The sequence below is a fragment of the Paenibacillus sp. FSL E2-8871 genome, from assembly GCF_038000345.1.
In the GTDB taxonomy this organism is placed as follows: Bacteria; Bacillota; Bacilli; order Paenibacillales; family Paenibacillaceae; genus Paenibacillus_AQ.
On the sequence record NZ_JBBOBV010000001.1, the window covers coordinates 1,575,511 to 1,589,443 of the forward strand.

Below are 13,933 nucleotides of genomic sequence, written 5' to 3' on the forward strand. Positions count from 1 at the left end.
GCAATCAATAATTAAAGATCCTTTGCTTTCATCTTCAGGTCGTTCAGCAGACTCATAGCCTGAAGCGGAGTCATATTCATAAGATCTGCGTTACGCACAGAAGTGATGAATTCTTTTATCGCAGGATTCTCTTGTACTTCAGTTACTACAGCCGACTGATTTGCACTACCTTTCCGATTCTTACGTGGTTCTTCCTCGCCAAAGATAGACAGTTGAACTACTTCATCTGCTATTGATGAATAGGAGTCTGCAGGAATCCCCGAAGTTTCTGCGATGACATTATCGGGTTGTTGGGTAGATGTAGTTGCGACCTCTTTTGCAGCGGCCTGACTTTCTAGTCCACCCCCATAATGAATAGAGGAACCACCTGGATGAGCCGCCTGCTCGATACTCTGAAGCAGACCGTAAGCACGATCAATGATCCCTTCAGGAAGCCCTGCTAGGCGTGCACAATAAATCCCATAGCTACTGTCTGCCGCTCCCGGAACAAGCTTACGCAGGAAGTTTACTTTATCCCCACTCTCCTGTACGGCCATAGAGTAATTCTTAAGCCCTTTAAGACTTTCTTCTAAGTGGGCCAATTCATGAAAATGCGTCGAAACTAAAGCTTTGCAAGAAATGGTATCGTGCACATACTCAATTACCGCTTGTGCAATCGCCATGCCTTCACTCGTCGATGTTCCTCTACCAAGCTCATCTATGATAATTAAACTCCGGGCTGTTGCTTTTTCTGTCATGACCTGTATGTCGGCCATTTCTACCATAAATGTACTCTGACCTCCGATCAAATCATCAGCTGCCCCAATACGAGTAAAGATTCGATCAATTAGCGGAACTTCTGCACTGGTGGCCGGAACAAAACAGCCAATTTGAGCCATAATACAAATGAGTGCAACCTGCCGCATATAGGTACTTTTCCCAGCCATATTAGGACCAGTGATTAAAAGAATATTTCCATCTTCCTTACTTAGCGTACTTCCGTTTGCTATAAATGCCGAGTCCTTTAACACAGCCTCCACGACAGGATGACGACCACCTTCAAGTCGAAGATCGTACCCATCCGATAGAACAGGTTTTACGAAGCGATGCTCGGCACTGACGGCTGCCAGACATTGATACACATCAATCTCAGCTACCTTTTCCGCAAGATTCTGCAGTCGCGGAATTTGGCCGCTGATTCGATCACGCAGTTCAGTAAACAGGCTATATTCCAAATCTGTCATTTTATCTTGCGCTTCAAGAATCAGTGCCTCTTTCTCTTTAAGCTCAGGTGTAACAAATCGCTCTGCATTTGCAAGCGTCTGCTTACGTTCATAACGCCCTTCCGGCAACGAAGCCAGATTGGATTTGGTGATCTCTATGAAATAACCGAAGATTTTGTTATATCCGATCTTCAGTGATTTGATGCCTGTGGCTTGCCGTTCTTTCGCTTCCAGTTCGGCGATCCAACGTTTACCATTACTACTAGCTTCCCGCAGCTCGTCCAACCTGGCATGATAACCAGAACGGATAATCCCTCCGTCTCGCACGGACACCGGCGCATCTTCAACAATTGCTCGATCTATATCCTCCCGTATCTCGGCACATTCATCCATGCTAGCACCGATCTCGCGTAAGGTTGCAGATCCCGAAGTCATACATAATTCCTTCAAAGCAGGGATTTGTGCCAGTGATAGCTTTAAGGCATTCATGTCACGACCATTCGCACTACCAAAGGCAATACGACCTACCAGCCGCTCTAAGTCATAAATTTCCTTCAACGCTAAACGCAGGTCCTCTCGAACAATAAACTGGTTGTACAAATAATCAACTGCTTCTAGGCGACGTTCGATCGGAGCGCGCTGCAACAGCGGCTTATCTATTCTACGACGTAACAATCGCGCACCCATGGATGTTTCGGTACGGTCTAGTAGCCATAGAAGAGATCCTTTTTTAGAACGTTCTCGGACCGTCTCTGTTAGCTCCAGATTTCGGCGTGTGAACGGATCAAGAATCATATAATTACCTGGTTCATAAGGAGAAATTTGACTAAGTTGTCCCATTGAACGCCGTTGCGTCTCGTTTAGATAGGAGATTAGCAGCGCTAGACATTGTCCACGTTCTTTCTCTAGACGAACCCATGCGGCTTCACCGAATTGTCGACGTGCCAGCTCCTCCTCACGTTTCTCCCAAGGTGTGTACACAACAGGTTTCGCCAACAGAGGCGTTTCACTACGTAAAAGCTCCAATAACGTCGGGTCTCCGATGATCTCAGCCGGTTCATAAATGCCAATCTCATCGCGCAGCCACTCTGCACCAGATAACACTGAAGTAACATACAATTCACCTGTAGTTAAATCACATGCAGCTAATGCCATCATCCCATCACTTTCGGTTACACAAACAAGATAATTGTTGCTTTTGTCGGCAATGATTTTTCCATCCATAACTGTTCCAGGTGTCACGACACGTACGATATCCCGTTTCACCATTCCCTTTGTGACAGAAGCATCCTCTAATTGCTCACAAATAGCGACTTTATATCCTTTTTCAATCAGGCGTTGAATATAACCCTCGGCGGCGTGATAAGGTACTCCACACATCGGGATCTTCTCTGCGCCCCCGCCTTCGCGACCTGTCAACGTAATTTCAAGCTCCTTGGAAGCCAAAATGGCATCTTCAAAGAACATTTCATAGAAATCGCCCAGTCTAAAAAATAGGAAGGCATCCTTTGCCCCTTCCTTCACTTTTAAATATTGCTCAATCATCGGCGTATATTGTGCCATGGTCAACCTCCATGCCTATTTATTGCTGTCCTCCATTATAACAGAAAATTTGCGTACAAAGTCACCCTGCATCCGCATAGAAGTTCATTCTTCTCGATCCTCAGACAAAAAATCACGAAATCCGACACTATTACTGAAGCTCATTGGGTAGTACCTTTTGATTATATTTCAAGCATCCATCGTTCATTAGAAGGAGGTGTATTCTTCTGCATCTTAATATTGTAAAATCTTAACACAGAGCGTTAGATCATAAGAAAATAAAAGGAGAATATCAAATGATACGAAGACTTACGGAGGATGATCGGGAACTTCTAATGGCGTTGCTACAGAAAGAGCCTGCTCTTAATTTGTTCATCATTGGAGATGTAGAGAATTTCGGGTTTGAACAGGATTTTATGGCATTGTGGGGAGAAATAGATCCATCTGATGGTCGGATAAAAGCCGTGCTATTACGTTTCTATAGAAGCTATCTTCCTTACGCGGATGGGCCGTTTGATGTGGAAGGATTCGCTACAATCATGCGACAAGATAACGATATTCATATGATTTCCGGTGTAACCGAAGTGGTAAAGGCCTTTGACGGAGTAATTAACTTTAAACAAGAAAAGCAATTATACTTTGCTGAGCTAAAGGAAATGAATGCCAAAATTAAACAGTACTCTTCTTCCGTTGATAACATTAATAAAGCAACCATCCAGGATGTGGAAGCGATTTGTTCGCTTACGGATACAATAGAAGAGTTTGAAAGCAGTCGGGATGGATCGAGAACTAGCCTACGTAAAACATTGGCGACTGGCACTGGCCGTACGTATTATGTGAAACGTGAAGATCAAGTGATTACAACGGCCTCAACATCAGCGGAAAATTCCATGTCAGCTATGATTGTAGGGGTTGCCACTCATCAAGCATTCAGAGAGCAAGGATTAGCTACAAGCGTAGTTGCACAGCTATGCACAGACTTACTCTCTGAAGGGAAATCTTTATGCCTCTTTTATGACAACCCTCATGCTGGGGTCATATACAAACGACTTGGATTTCATGATATCGGCTCTTGGAGCATCATGTACATGTAGACAAGCATAAACGCCTTCGGCGTCCTTATTAGGACTGTAAGCGTTTATGCGAGAAATATTAGATATAAGGGATATGTGAAAAACTAATACTTTCTAATATTTTGAAATATAAGCTCAAGCTTTAACTTTGCTGCACCACAGCTCACGGATATCGCGAGATTCATCCCACGTTCGTTTAGAGGCGATATACTGAAATAAAGGCTCTATGTATTGGGCGGCCTTCTCGTAGCCGCCTAGAGAGCGTAGCTGCGCCAGCAGAGGGGGTACTCCGTCGCGCAGCGGGGATTTATCGCCGCCGTAGTAGGCGATATGCAGGTCTTCCCGGTCGAGCGGGCGTAGCGTCAGGTCTTCATAATGGCTCACGATAAGGTGAGCCAGATAGACCGCGCCTTTAGCGATGACCGGGGATACCAGGAAGCTCGGCAAAGTCCGGTACTCAAAGCCGCCATGCGGCTGAATCCGGAAATCGCCGAGCACGCCGTAACGAGGACGACGCGCTCCCGCGCGGACGTCCTCAAGCAAAAGCATCGGCAGCGCGAGATAGTTGTCGAGCGCGCGCAATAGCGGCGCTGTCAGCGTCACGCCGCTGAAGTGCAAATGGCCGCCGAGGGCCCAGCCCGTCAGCGGCATGCCTCCCGCCCGCCAGCGCAGCGTGCGGTCGGCGATGAGCCGGTCCGCCGTAGCCGCGGCGGACATCAGCTGCGCCAGCAGCGCGCGTGGTTCCCCGCGCGGCTGGGGGCGCAGCTCGGCGACCGGGAACGCGCCCCGCGTTCCCGGAGGTCCGGCGTCGCAGCCTGCGACGCCGTCCGTGGGCAGGTACCGCGACGCAGGCACGACGCGGCCCGTGGACTCCCGGAGGATGATAAACTCCGGGTCCATGCCCATGAGCAGGCCGCTGCGGCCTGGCTGCTCCAGAGCAAGGCTCTGTTCCAGCGCTAATGCTGCGGAACGATAAGGCTCTGGGAATGATTTGCCGGAACTCTGTAGTAGTGGAGTGACTCCCTCCACGACATACCTCCGGTTACCCATTGCCCTCAGCAGGACCTCACCGCTATCCAGCCCCAAGCTGTACAAAGTCCGAATAGCAATACGCTGAAGTAATTTCATTACTCCACGCCATACTCCTGGTGCAGCCCCCATTGATTCGCTGCTATCGACTCTATCCATTCGCACAGCCCCGGCTAGCAAATCGGAGGCTGCGCGCATACCTGGGCCTGCTCCTAGTGGAGTGATCTGCAGAACGCTCAAATTATACACGAGTATGTTATAGCACTGTTTATGGCCCTTATCGGAAGGCAGAGTATCATATGTATCTTCTAAGCGATTTCTTTCACCAGAGGTCTGGTTTCTCCGCAGAGATGCTTCTGAGCCCTTCATTCGCAGCAGTTCCTGCTTACTAGACGAAGTGAGCGTCGCTTCAATCCCGCTCCGAAATAATCTGGACTCTCTCTGTGCTGATGACAATCCCGAATACACCTTAAACCCCTCATTCATTCTCCTGCCCCTCCATCCATCGCAGCCCAAGATTGAAAGCCCTGCAGTAGCACTTCTTGCCCATTCATACGAACCAAGCTGTTCTTCATCCACTCTGATTCCATTTTTAATTCTAAAAATAAATAAAAAAAAGGAGGGCATTCGCCCTCTACGCCGCCGCCCTCCCTACATATAATGGACCATAACCCATCAGTACTCAGTTAGCGGCGGCGTATCCTTCCTTACAGTTCATCATCCAGATTGTCAGGGTCTAGATCATCGTAATCGAAGCTATCACCTTCAAAATCATAATCCTTGTCTTCTGGATCATCGCTTTGCTCAGTGACATACACACGGACTTTGGTCTCAGCCACCAACTCCACTTCGAATTCGCGCTCTACGCGAAGTGTCACACTGCCTCCGCCTGGCGATACGCCCGCTTCTACACAGTTGGGTTCCTGCGTTGCCTCCGCAGAGACCTCAACGGTAGAAGTGCGGTGTCTCGTGTCCAGGTACGAAAGCGGAATGAGCTCCACATAGGAGACCGTTTCTTTAGCTACCTCGGTCTGCTTGTTCTTGTCGTACGAGTACCAGATGTTTACATCGTAAGTACCAATTACTTCGATTCCGTTCCCGGCGGCAACCGCTTCGTACTGGTGGTTGATAATCCAAGCCCCCAGAATACTAGTCGGGTGATGTGGCGGAGTCACGGTATGGGTTGCTGTAGAGAACTTACGACCTTTGCCGCAAATTGCCTTCGTAATGATCTCCCTTGTTTGACGTTTATGGCTTAATGACATCTTTAAACCTCCTCCATACAATCATTCACTATCAAGTGTATGCAGGTTCTAGGCATTTGTTGATTGTTAGTCTATAAATAAATTTGAGTAAGCCCTCCAGAGGGTCTTATCAGAAGACTTATAGTTCATTTTATTTCAAAATTTGTACAGATATGAGTAGATTATAAAAATGGTCCAGCCTAATACATATCCATTCTGAACGTTAAAAAAACCTTATAAAGCCCGCTATTGCGGGATTACGCGCATAATACCAATAGATCTATGTTTACTCAGGTCAATAAAATCGTCATCAATATTCACGAGGGGACGCAGTGGATCAGTAGCAAGAATCATAATGATTTTTCCTGTCCGTCCATCTGTCAATTCCACTTCATTCCCTATCATTGACTGCATTAACTTATTAATAAAGACTCTACAAATATAAGGGTCAAGCTTGCCAAATACGTTTTCCTCCATCTGCAGCAACACTTCATAAAGAGGTGAAGCTTTACGATAAAACCGATCGGATGTCATCGCATGGAACACGTCTGCTACTGCAACAATTTTACTGAAATCAGTGATCCGATTCCCAAGTACGCCGAATGGATAACCACTGCCGTCCATTCTTTCATGATGCTGCAGGGCGACGAGCGCTTGCAAATGATTGGTTCCAATAGTATCCCGGATCATCTCGTAACCATAGGTCGTATGCTTTTTCATAAGCTGATACTCCTCAGCGGTCAACGGGCCCGGCCTGGTTAATAATTCATCCGGAATCCTCATTTTTCCGATATCATGAAGGGTCGCTGCGATCGTCAGCATACTCAAATCCTCAGGCTTTAATTTTAGCCATTTACCTAGCAATGTAGATAAAATACCAACCGCTACATTATGTCTATATGTATAATCATCCTTGGACTGCAATGCAGCCAATACGCCGTAGAAGTCATTCTTTTCGCTTACCTGCTGAATAAACGGAATGACTTCATTTCTAACCTCAAGCATAGGAATTCGTTTGTTTTTGTTATGACGAAGCTGTTCAAAAATATTTTCTATCGCAGCTGTGCAATCATCGATTGCAAGTTGGAAAAATTCCGCGCTATCCAGCTGTACGACGTCATGAGACTCTAGGGTGATCTTATGTTGATTGATTAATCGTATATGCTCAGCACTTAATAAAGTCAATGCGGGTAAAACAAATACTCCTTTGTCATTAAAAAGGTTAGCTATAAGCTGTTTTCCTATAAATGATTCCATAACTTTGTCCATACGCCTCACCTGCCAATGCGGAAAATTCGACTACCGAACTTCCTGCTATTATTTGAACTCACCATAAAATCGTTAATCATATCCTGTGATCAACTTTTAGCTCATACATATCTTATCGTGATTTTGGCAGAGATAGTTAATACTTCAGTTTATTAAAGCCTCAATTTAAGCCTTATTTCGAATCTTCAAACGTTTCTCCGGCTTGTAACTGACCGGGATTTTATGCCGCTTAGCGATCTTTAAATAAAGTGCCAGTTCCCTGCATAACTGAAGAATAGCTGAGCGCACTTCAAATTCCTCACGTGTCTCTGGCAGATCCATTTCTTCGAATTCTCTTGTTAGCTCGTCCAGTAAATGTTCAGTTCGTCCAGTATATTCTTCCGCAAGCACATCCCCGCTAAGCTGGTCAAATAACTCAGCAACCATCTCCCCATGCGGTAAATGGCGGTACACTTGGGAAAGCAGCTGCATCATACTTTGAATCGATTCCAGTTGCTCCTTCCGCATGTAGAAATAAACATTCCATGCTTCATCAGGATGAATAACATGATTCTCCATCTCACGGGTAGCTGCCGTTAATCCCCGCTGCACTGTATTATCTGCGTCAATTAATTCTTTGCCGTCCCAAATATACGCAGGATCTCGAAGCGTTCGGGCCATCTGTGTAAAAATAACCGAAAAATAGCGATCCACTTCCTTACGGATCCCATAAATGACCCCACCAGTCTGAGGCATGTAAATCAGGTTTACCAGCCCTGCTGAACCGAGCCCGATAGCCAGAAGCTCTATTTGCTGCAACAGGACATGGAGCGATAGTTCAGCTTGTCCAAACACGCGAAACACGATAACCGAGCTGGTGACAATTCCTTCTTTGTAGCCAGACTTTACAATCATCGGAAAGCCCACGAGTACATACAGCCCGAGCACCCAGTAATGGAACCCTAGAAGCCAGAATAGGATGCAGCCAAAAAAGAGTCCCACGAGCGAGGCTAAAAAACGAGCCGTTATCGTTCGGAAACTCCTTTTCAAAGTAACCTCTACACCCAAAATTGCCAGCAAGCCTGCACTCTGCGCATTAGGTATACCCACTGCAGACGCAACTAGTACGGATAATAACGTAGCTGCTGCTGTTTTTATCACACGAAATCCCATAGCCTTATCTCTCCTTACAAGCACTAACCCAATAAATAGGTAAAGATATAGACATGTTACAAGATTTTGTGTACGGACACAATATTGCATAAGGTTCATCGCCGGGATAACAGCCGCTTCTCAAGATATACCACTAATTGATACATTGCTGTAGCCACGGCCGCGATAATCAAAAGACTGGACATCACTAGCGTGAAATTAAAGACCTGGAAACCATAAATAATCAGATAACCCAGACCCGATTTAGCGACCAGGAACTCCCCTACGATAACTCCTACCCATGACATCCCCACATTCACTTTTAAGGTGGATACCACCGCCCCGAACGAGGCTGGAAGAATTACTTTAAAAAACACCTGAACTCTAGAAGCTCCGAAGGAACGAACCACCTTAACCAGATTCGGATCCACACTGCAAAAACTATTGTACACAACAAGCGTCGTTATAATCACCGTTATAGATAAAGTAGTAACAACGATAGCAGTGAATCCGGCTCCGAACATGACGATAAAAATCGGCCCCAGCGCCACCTTCGGCATACTGTTAAATACGACCATATACGGATCAAGCACTGCTGATAAAAAAGGAGACCACCAAATGATCACAGCAAGAAGTGTCCCTAATAGCGTTCCTAGTACAAAGCCTACCGCAGTCTCACCTACCGTCATCCCCAGATGCGGCCACAAGCTTCCACTGACCATATCTCCCCAGATCTGCCGGAAGATTTTTGTGGGATAGCTGAATAATAACTCATCAATCCAGCCCATTCTTGCGCCAGCTTCCCAGAGAACAAAAAACAGCAGTAACAGGCTGCTCCTTACAACAATCACCTGATTGCGCCAGCGGTGCTTCGTTTTTTTATAATCGCCATGCAATTGTTGTAGCCACTGTTCACGGGAAGCTAATAACCCCGATTGCTCCGTATGCTTCATTAGCTTTCCCTCCCTGCAATCTCCATCTCTTTCCATATTTCATGAAAAAGCTCCGAAAAGCCTGGCTGATCACGTGCAAATAGCGGAGGTGCTGACCGGATTTGCTCTGGCACTGAAAATACTTTTCGGATCTTCCCTGGATTTCGTTGTAGAAGAATAACACTGCTGCTTACCGCAATGGCCTCAGATAGATCATGAGTAACTAATATTGCAGTTGTCCCCCTGCTGCGTAAGGTCTCAGAGACCAAATCTTCCAGCTGTAGTTTGATCTGGTAATCAAGTGCCGAGAACGGCTCGTCTAGTAGAAGGAGTCCAGGATTCGTTGCCAAGGTGCGTACCAGAGCCACTCTCTGCCGCATCCCACCTGATAACTGAGTAGGAAAGGCGTGCTCTTTGCCCTCTAAGCCCATCTCTCGAAGTAGCTCCAACGTCCGCTTTCTGCTCTCCTCGTTCAAGTTTCCAGTCAGCTCTAGTCCGAGAATGGCATTGTCCAGAATACTCCGCCAAGGAAAAAGATAATCCTGCTGCAGCATATACCCAACCTCTGGTGAGGGTCCCATAATGGGCTCTCCATTTACGAACACTTCGCCTTGAGATGGCTGCAGCAGTCCTGCAATAATCGATAGGAGAGTCGTCTTACCGCAACCACTTGGTCCGACTAAGCTAACGAACTCTCCTTGCTCGACATTAAGGTTCAGGTCCTCAACGGCCAGTGAAGCTTCACGGTCGCCAAGATAGGCATGCGTTACTCCCTTTAATTGCACTACTGGAAGCATTGTCAGCCCCTCCTTCAATTTACACATCTTATTTAGGATCTTTGGTTCTCTCTTATTTTGAAGTGCTGCTCGTTATGCTCTTCTCAGCTTTCTCAGCAAAACTGTTATTCACTATTTTGTCAGCGGGAACGCGTTCTTTAAGCTCACCAGCATTATCAATGACATCGAGCAAATTGTTCCATTCTTCTTGATCTATAATTGGATTAACCGCATAGGTATCCTGTTCCTTATAACGTTTGACTGCAGAAACCACGATATCTTTATCTGTCTTATCAAAATAAGTCATTATCGCATCCGCAATTTCTTCAGGGCTATGTTCCTTCACCCAAAGCTGAGCACGCTGGATCGCATTTGTGAACTTCTGTACCGTGTCTCCATTTTTACTAATATAGCTGTTCTTAGACATAAACACGGTGTACGGTAAATAGCCGCTTTCCACACCAAACGAAGCCACTACTGCACCTCGGTTCTCACGTTCAAAGATTGAAGCCTGTGGTTCAAACAGCTGCACATAATCGCCTGTACCTGAAGCAAAAGCACCGGCAATATTAGCAAAGTCAATATTTTGGATCAAGGTAATGTCTTTAGTAGGATCTATTCCTTTTTTAGATAAAGTAAACGCACCTGCCATTTGTGGCATTCCGCCTTTTCTTTGCCCCAGGAAGGTAGAACCCTTCACTTTATCCCAGTTAAACGCTCCGTCAGCTTTACGGGCAAACAAGAACGTTCCATCCCTCTGAGTCAGCTGTGCAAAATTAATGACCGGATCATCTGAACCCTGTTGATACACATAAATGGAGGTTTCAGAACCTACCAATGCAACATCGATGGCACCTGAGAGGAGTGCAGTCATGGTTTTATCTCCACCGGGGATCGTCTGTAGCTCTACGTCAAGTCCTTCGTCTTTAAAGAAATTTTGTGATAAGGCAACATATTCGGGTGCATAAAAGACAGAACGGGTGACTTCACCAATCTTCACCTTTACCAACTCTGACTTTCCGCCGCAACCGGCAAGCACTGAAAAGCATAAAGTAATGATCATGAGCGACAATGACAGCTTTTTCCTAATCTTCATTCTTCATTCTCCTTTCTTACCGGGTCCTTCGCCCTTGCTTAAAGCATATGCAGATGCCTACGAAAAGGTTAAAACCTCCAATAACCTTGGGAAATCCAAGAATAACCAAGATACTAGCGACTTTTATTGAAGGAATCGATAAATATCGTTTAATTTGCTGTTTTTGTATCTGTGCAAACGTTTTACCAATGGGGATGCATTCGAGTACTATAGGAAATAAAGCGCTTTCCATTTCTTGAATTAGAAAATTTGCAATAGAAGGAGTTATTACATATGTATAAAGGTGTTACATTCAAAACCAAAAAAATCACAATATGCTCTCTGGTGGGCATCAGTCTAACCACATTACTGCTGTCCGGTTGTTCTGGTAATCAAAGCAACAAAACATCCATTGCCACGCCCTCCCCTAATGCAGATTCCATTCAGAGCACCGCTACACCTCAAGCTGCAAAAGTGATAAATAAGACGGATGAACAACCTTCTGCCGTTTATTATGAATTATTTGTTCGTTCCTTCTATGATTCAGACGGCGATGGAATTGGAGATCTAAAAGGAATCACCCAAAAGCTGGATTACTTAAATGATGGGAATCCTGAAACCACGACTGATTTGGGGATTGGCGGGATTTGGCTCATGCCCATCAACCCATCACCAAGCTATCATGGATATGATGTAACCGATTATCGTGCGATTAATCCTGATTATGGGACGATTGAGGATATGCAGGAGCTAATTAAAGAAGCGCATAAACGAGGAATAAAAATAATTATGGATTTGGTTGTGAATCATACCTCCAAAGAACACCCATGGTTCGTAGACTCGGCTAAAAACAGTGACAGCAAATATCGCGATTGGTACGTCTGGGCTGAAGATCAAGGTCGTCCCGCAAATGGAGCCAGCGCTGCTGGCGGTGGCAGTGCGTGGCATTCTATCCTTGGTAGTCATTATCTGGGCGGATTTTGGGAAGGCATGCCTGATCTGAATTTCGATAATGCAGAAGTTCGTACTGAAATGAAGGACATCGGAAAGTTTTGGCTGGAGCAAGGTGTGGATGGCTTCCGACTAGATGCTGCGAAGCATATCTACGAAGATCTTTTGAGTGATAAAAGTGAAGCTACTACCGCTAAAAATGTATCCTGGTGGCAGGAGTTCCGCAAGGCTATGAATGAAGTAAATCCAGAGGCATTTATAGTTGGCGAGGTCTGGGAGAATTCTGCTGTCACTGTCGGAGCTTATTTAGATCAAGCTTTTAACTCAAGCTTTAACTTTGGCTTAGCAGAAACACTGGTGAACTCTGTAAAAACTGAAAAAGACAGCGGAACGGCCTTTACGCTGGAACGAACCTATAAATTGTATTCCAAAATATCCGATAACCAATTTACCGATGCTACTTTCTTGACGAATCATGATCAAAACAGAGTTATGAGTCAATTAGACAATAACCCGAATCATGCAAAAATGGCAGCAGCCCTACTATTAACTTTGCCTGGGAATCCTTTTATCTATTATGGTGAAGAAATTGGAATGCGCGGTGTGAAGCCAGATGAAGGACTTCGAGAGCCAATGAGATGGAGTGCAGCTGATCAAGGAGAGGGGCAGACTACTTGGGAGGCCGGACGTAATAATGCGGGTGCGATAAACGTTGATGTTGAGAGCCAGCTGAATGACAGTGGTTCAATGCTAGAAAGATATCGCGAGCTTATTGCGCTAAGAAATGAGATTCCTGCGCTCCGGGATGGCGGAATCCGTGACTATGCTTCTGGCAATCCCGGGGTTATGGCTTACGAACGACTAACAACACAGGATCAGGTGCTCGTCGTTCATAACCTTACTGGAGAAGAACAAACTATTGTACTACAACCCAATGTCGAGGGTTTCTCTTACTCCAAGATCCTAAAGACGATTGCTGTCAAATCGATCTTGAATTCAGATCAACTTACCCTCCCTCCTTATTCAACTGCTATTGTGGAGTGAGAAATGCGGAAGAATGTAACACCCACTTTGTTACTGACCCACATAATTGAGCTTTTGTAATCGGGAGGGCTATAAGCCAGTCTTTGGATGGATCACTGCTCATTCGTAACAACCAGCCACTGGAATGATCGCCTAAGAAGCGTGCTTTCTGGAAGCTCCATCCACTGTCACTGGACGTGCAGAGTCGTATTTCTCCTTCCGCCATGAAGCACTTCATTACCCGTGCTAGTTGGATGGAATGTACATCATCCCCTGTCTCTGCTGCTAAACAATCTGAGAGCATTTGCAGCGTGGATGAGCATGAGCTTTTTTTCAGCTCCTCAAATTTTCTTTTTGACATTAGTAATGCCGGAATCCCGTGATTAAAGAGCTCCTTCATGTTCTCACATTCAAACAGCTGAAGACAAAAGCTCTCCGTTTCACTTTCATCCTTTAATTCATAGGGCAGGGTTTCCGGGTTACTATTGCAGATTACTAGTATCCGGTCTTTATGTATTTGCAGACACAGATCCTTCATTTCCTCCTTCTCTTTATATTTCAATCTACAGATCCGTTCTGCGTTTAAACCTGTATGTAACTGATCCAGAACTGCTTGCCCCATTACTTCATCTGGAAATAAAAAATGCGTTAAATCGGCCAATCCATTGTCATTCACATCATTGTAT

The 13,933-nt window shown here is 45.5% G+C and carries 11 protein-coding genes; 2 read left to right on the forward strand and 9 right to left on the reverse strand.

All coding sequences use genetic code 11. From position 1 onward, the window contains the following. Positions 1-11: 11 nt before the first annotated feature. Positions 12-2,765 carry a DNA mismatch repair protein MutS gene (gene mutS, locus NYE25_RS07310; protein ID WP_340970224.1) on the reverse strand — a complete coding sequence of 918 codons (2,754 nt, stop codon included), beginning with the start codon at positions 2,763-2,765 and terminating at the stop codon, positions 12-14. A gap of 275 nt (positions 2,766-3,040) precedes the next feature. Here mutS and NYE25_RS07315 point away from each other — a divergent pair, with 275 nt between their 5' ends. Further along, positions 3,041-3,838 (forward strand): GNAT family N-acetyltransferase, encoded by a 798-nt coding sequence (locus tag NYE25_RS07315; protein WP_341145559.1) that lies wholly within the window; start codon positions 3,041-3,043, stop codon positions 3,836-3,838. A 114-nt stretch (positions 3,839-3,952) separates the two neighbouring features. On the opposite strand, the gene NYE25_RS07320 is transcribed toward NYE25_RS07315, so the two are convergent. The 7 genes from NYE25_RS07320 to NYE25_RS07350 form a co-directional block, all read right to left on the reverse strand. Beyond that, positions 3,953-4,945 carry a putative amidoligase domain-containing protein gene (locus tag NYE25_RS07320; RefSeq protein ID WP_341145560.1) on the reverse strand — a complete coding sequence of 331 codons (993 nt, stop codon included), beginning with the start codon at positions 4,943-4,945 and terminating at the stop codon, positions 3,953-3,955. A gap of 608 nt (positions 4,946-5,553) precedes the next feature. After that, a complete protein-coding gene (locus NYE25_RS07325; protein WP_036687755.1) occupies positions 5,554-6,111 on the reverse strand; it encodes an outer spore coat protein CotE in 558 nt (185 codons plus the stop codon). A gap of 225 nt (positions 6,112-6,336) precedes the next feature. Next, complete coding sequence (locus NYE25_RS07330; RefSeq protein ID WP_052404322.1) at positions 6,337-7,359, reverse strand: HD-GYP domain-containing protein; 1,023 nt, start codon at positions 7,357-7,359, stop codon at positions 6,337-6,339. Between the two features lie 165 nt (positions 7,360-7,524). Next, complete coding sequence (locus tag NYE25_RS07335; RefSeq protein ID WP_042188904.1) at positions 7,525-8,511, reverse strand: aromatic acid exporter family protein; 987 nt, start codon at positions 8,509-8,511, stop codon at positions 7,525-7,527. A 95-nt stretch (positions 8,512-8,606) separates the two neighbouring features. Further along, entirely contained in the window at positions 8,607-9,443 is an 837-nt protein-coding gene (locus NYE25_RS07340; RefSeq protein WP_341145561.1) for an ABC transporter permease, read from the reverse strand. After that, positions 9,443-10,219 carry an ABC transporter ATP-binding protein gene (locus NYE25_RS07345; RefSeq protein WP_076283504.1) on the reverse strand — a complete coding sequence of 259 codons (777 nt, stop codon included), beginning with the start codon at positions 10,217-10,219 and terminating at the stop codon, positions 9,443-9,445. Before NYE25_RS07345 ends, NYE25_RS07340 begins: the two co-directional genes overlap by 1 nt. Positions 10,220-10,271: 52 nt before the next feature. Next, on the reverse strand, positions 10,272-11,294 hold the full coding sequence (locus NYE25_RS07350) for an ABC transporter substrate-binding protein (RefSeq protein WP_076283503.1): 1,023 nt from the start codon (positions 11,292-11,294) through the stop codon (positions 10,272-10,274). Positions 11,295-11,567: 273 nt separating this feature from the next. On the opposite strand from NYE25_RS07350, the gene NYE25_RS07355 reads away from it, so the two are divergent. After that, the gene (locus NYE25_RS07355; protein ID WP_341145562.1) at positions 11,568-13,268 is read left to right on the forward strand and encodes an alpha-amylase family glycosyl hydrolase; all 1,701 of its coding nucleotides are present in this window, start codon (positions 11,568-11,570) and stop codon (positions 13,266-13,268) included. On the opposite strand, the gene NYE25_RS07360 is transcribed toward NYE25_RS07355, so the two are convergent. Further along, complete coding sequence (locus NYE25_RS07360) at positions 13,255-13,923, reverse strand: hypothetical protein (RefSeq protein WP_341145563.1); 669 nt, start codon at positions 13,921-13,923, stop codon at positions 13,255-13,257. The two genes, NYE25_RS07355 and NYE25_RS07360, sit on opposite strands and share 14 nt — an antisense overlap. Positions 13,924-13,933: the final 10 nt, after the last annotated feature.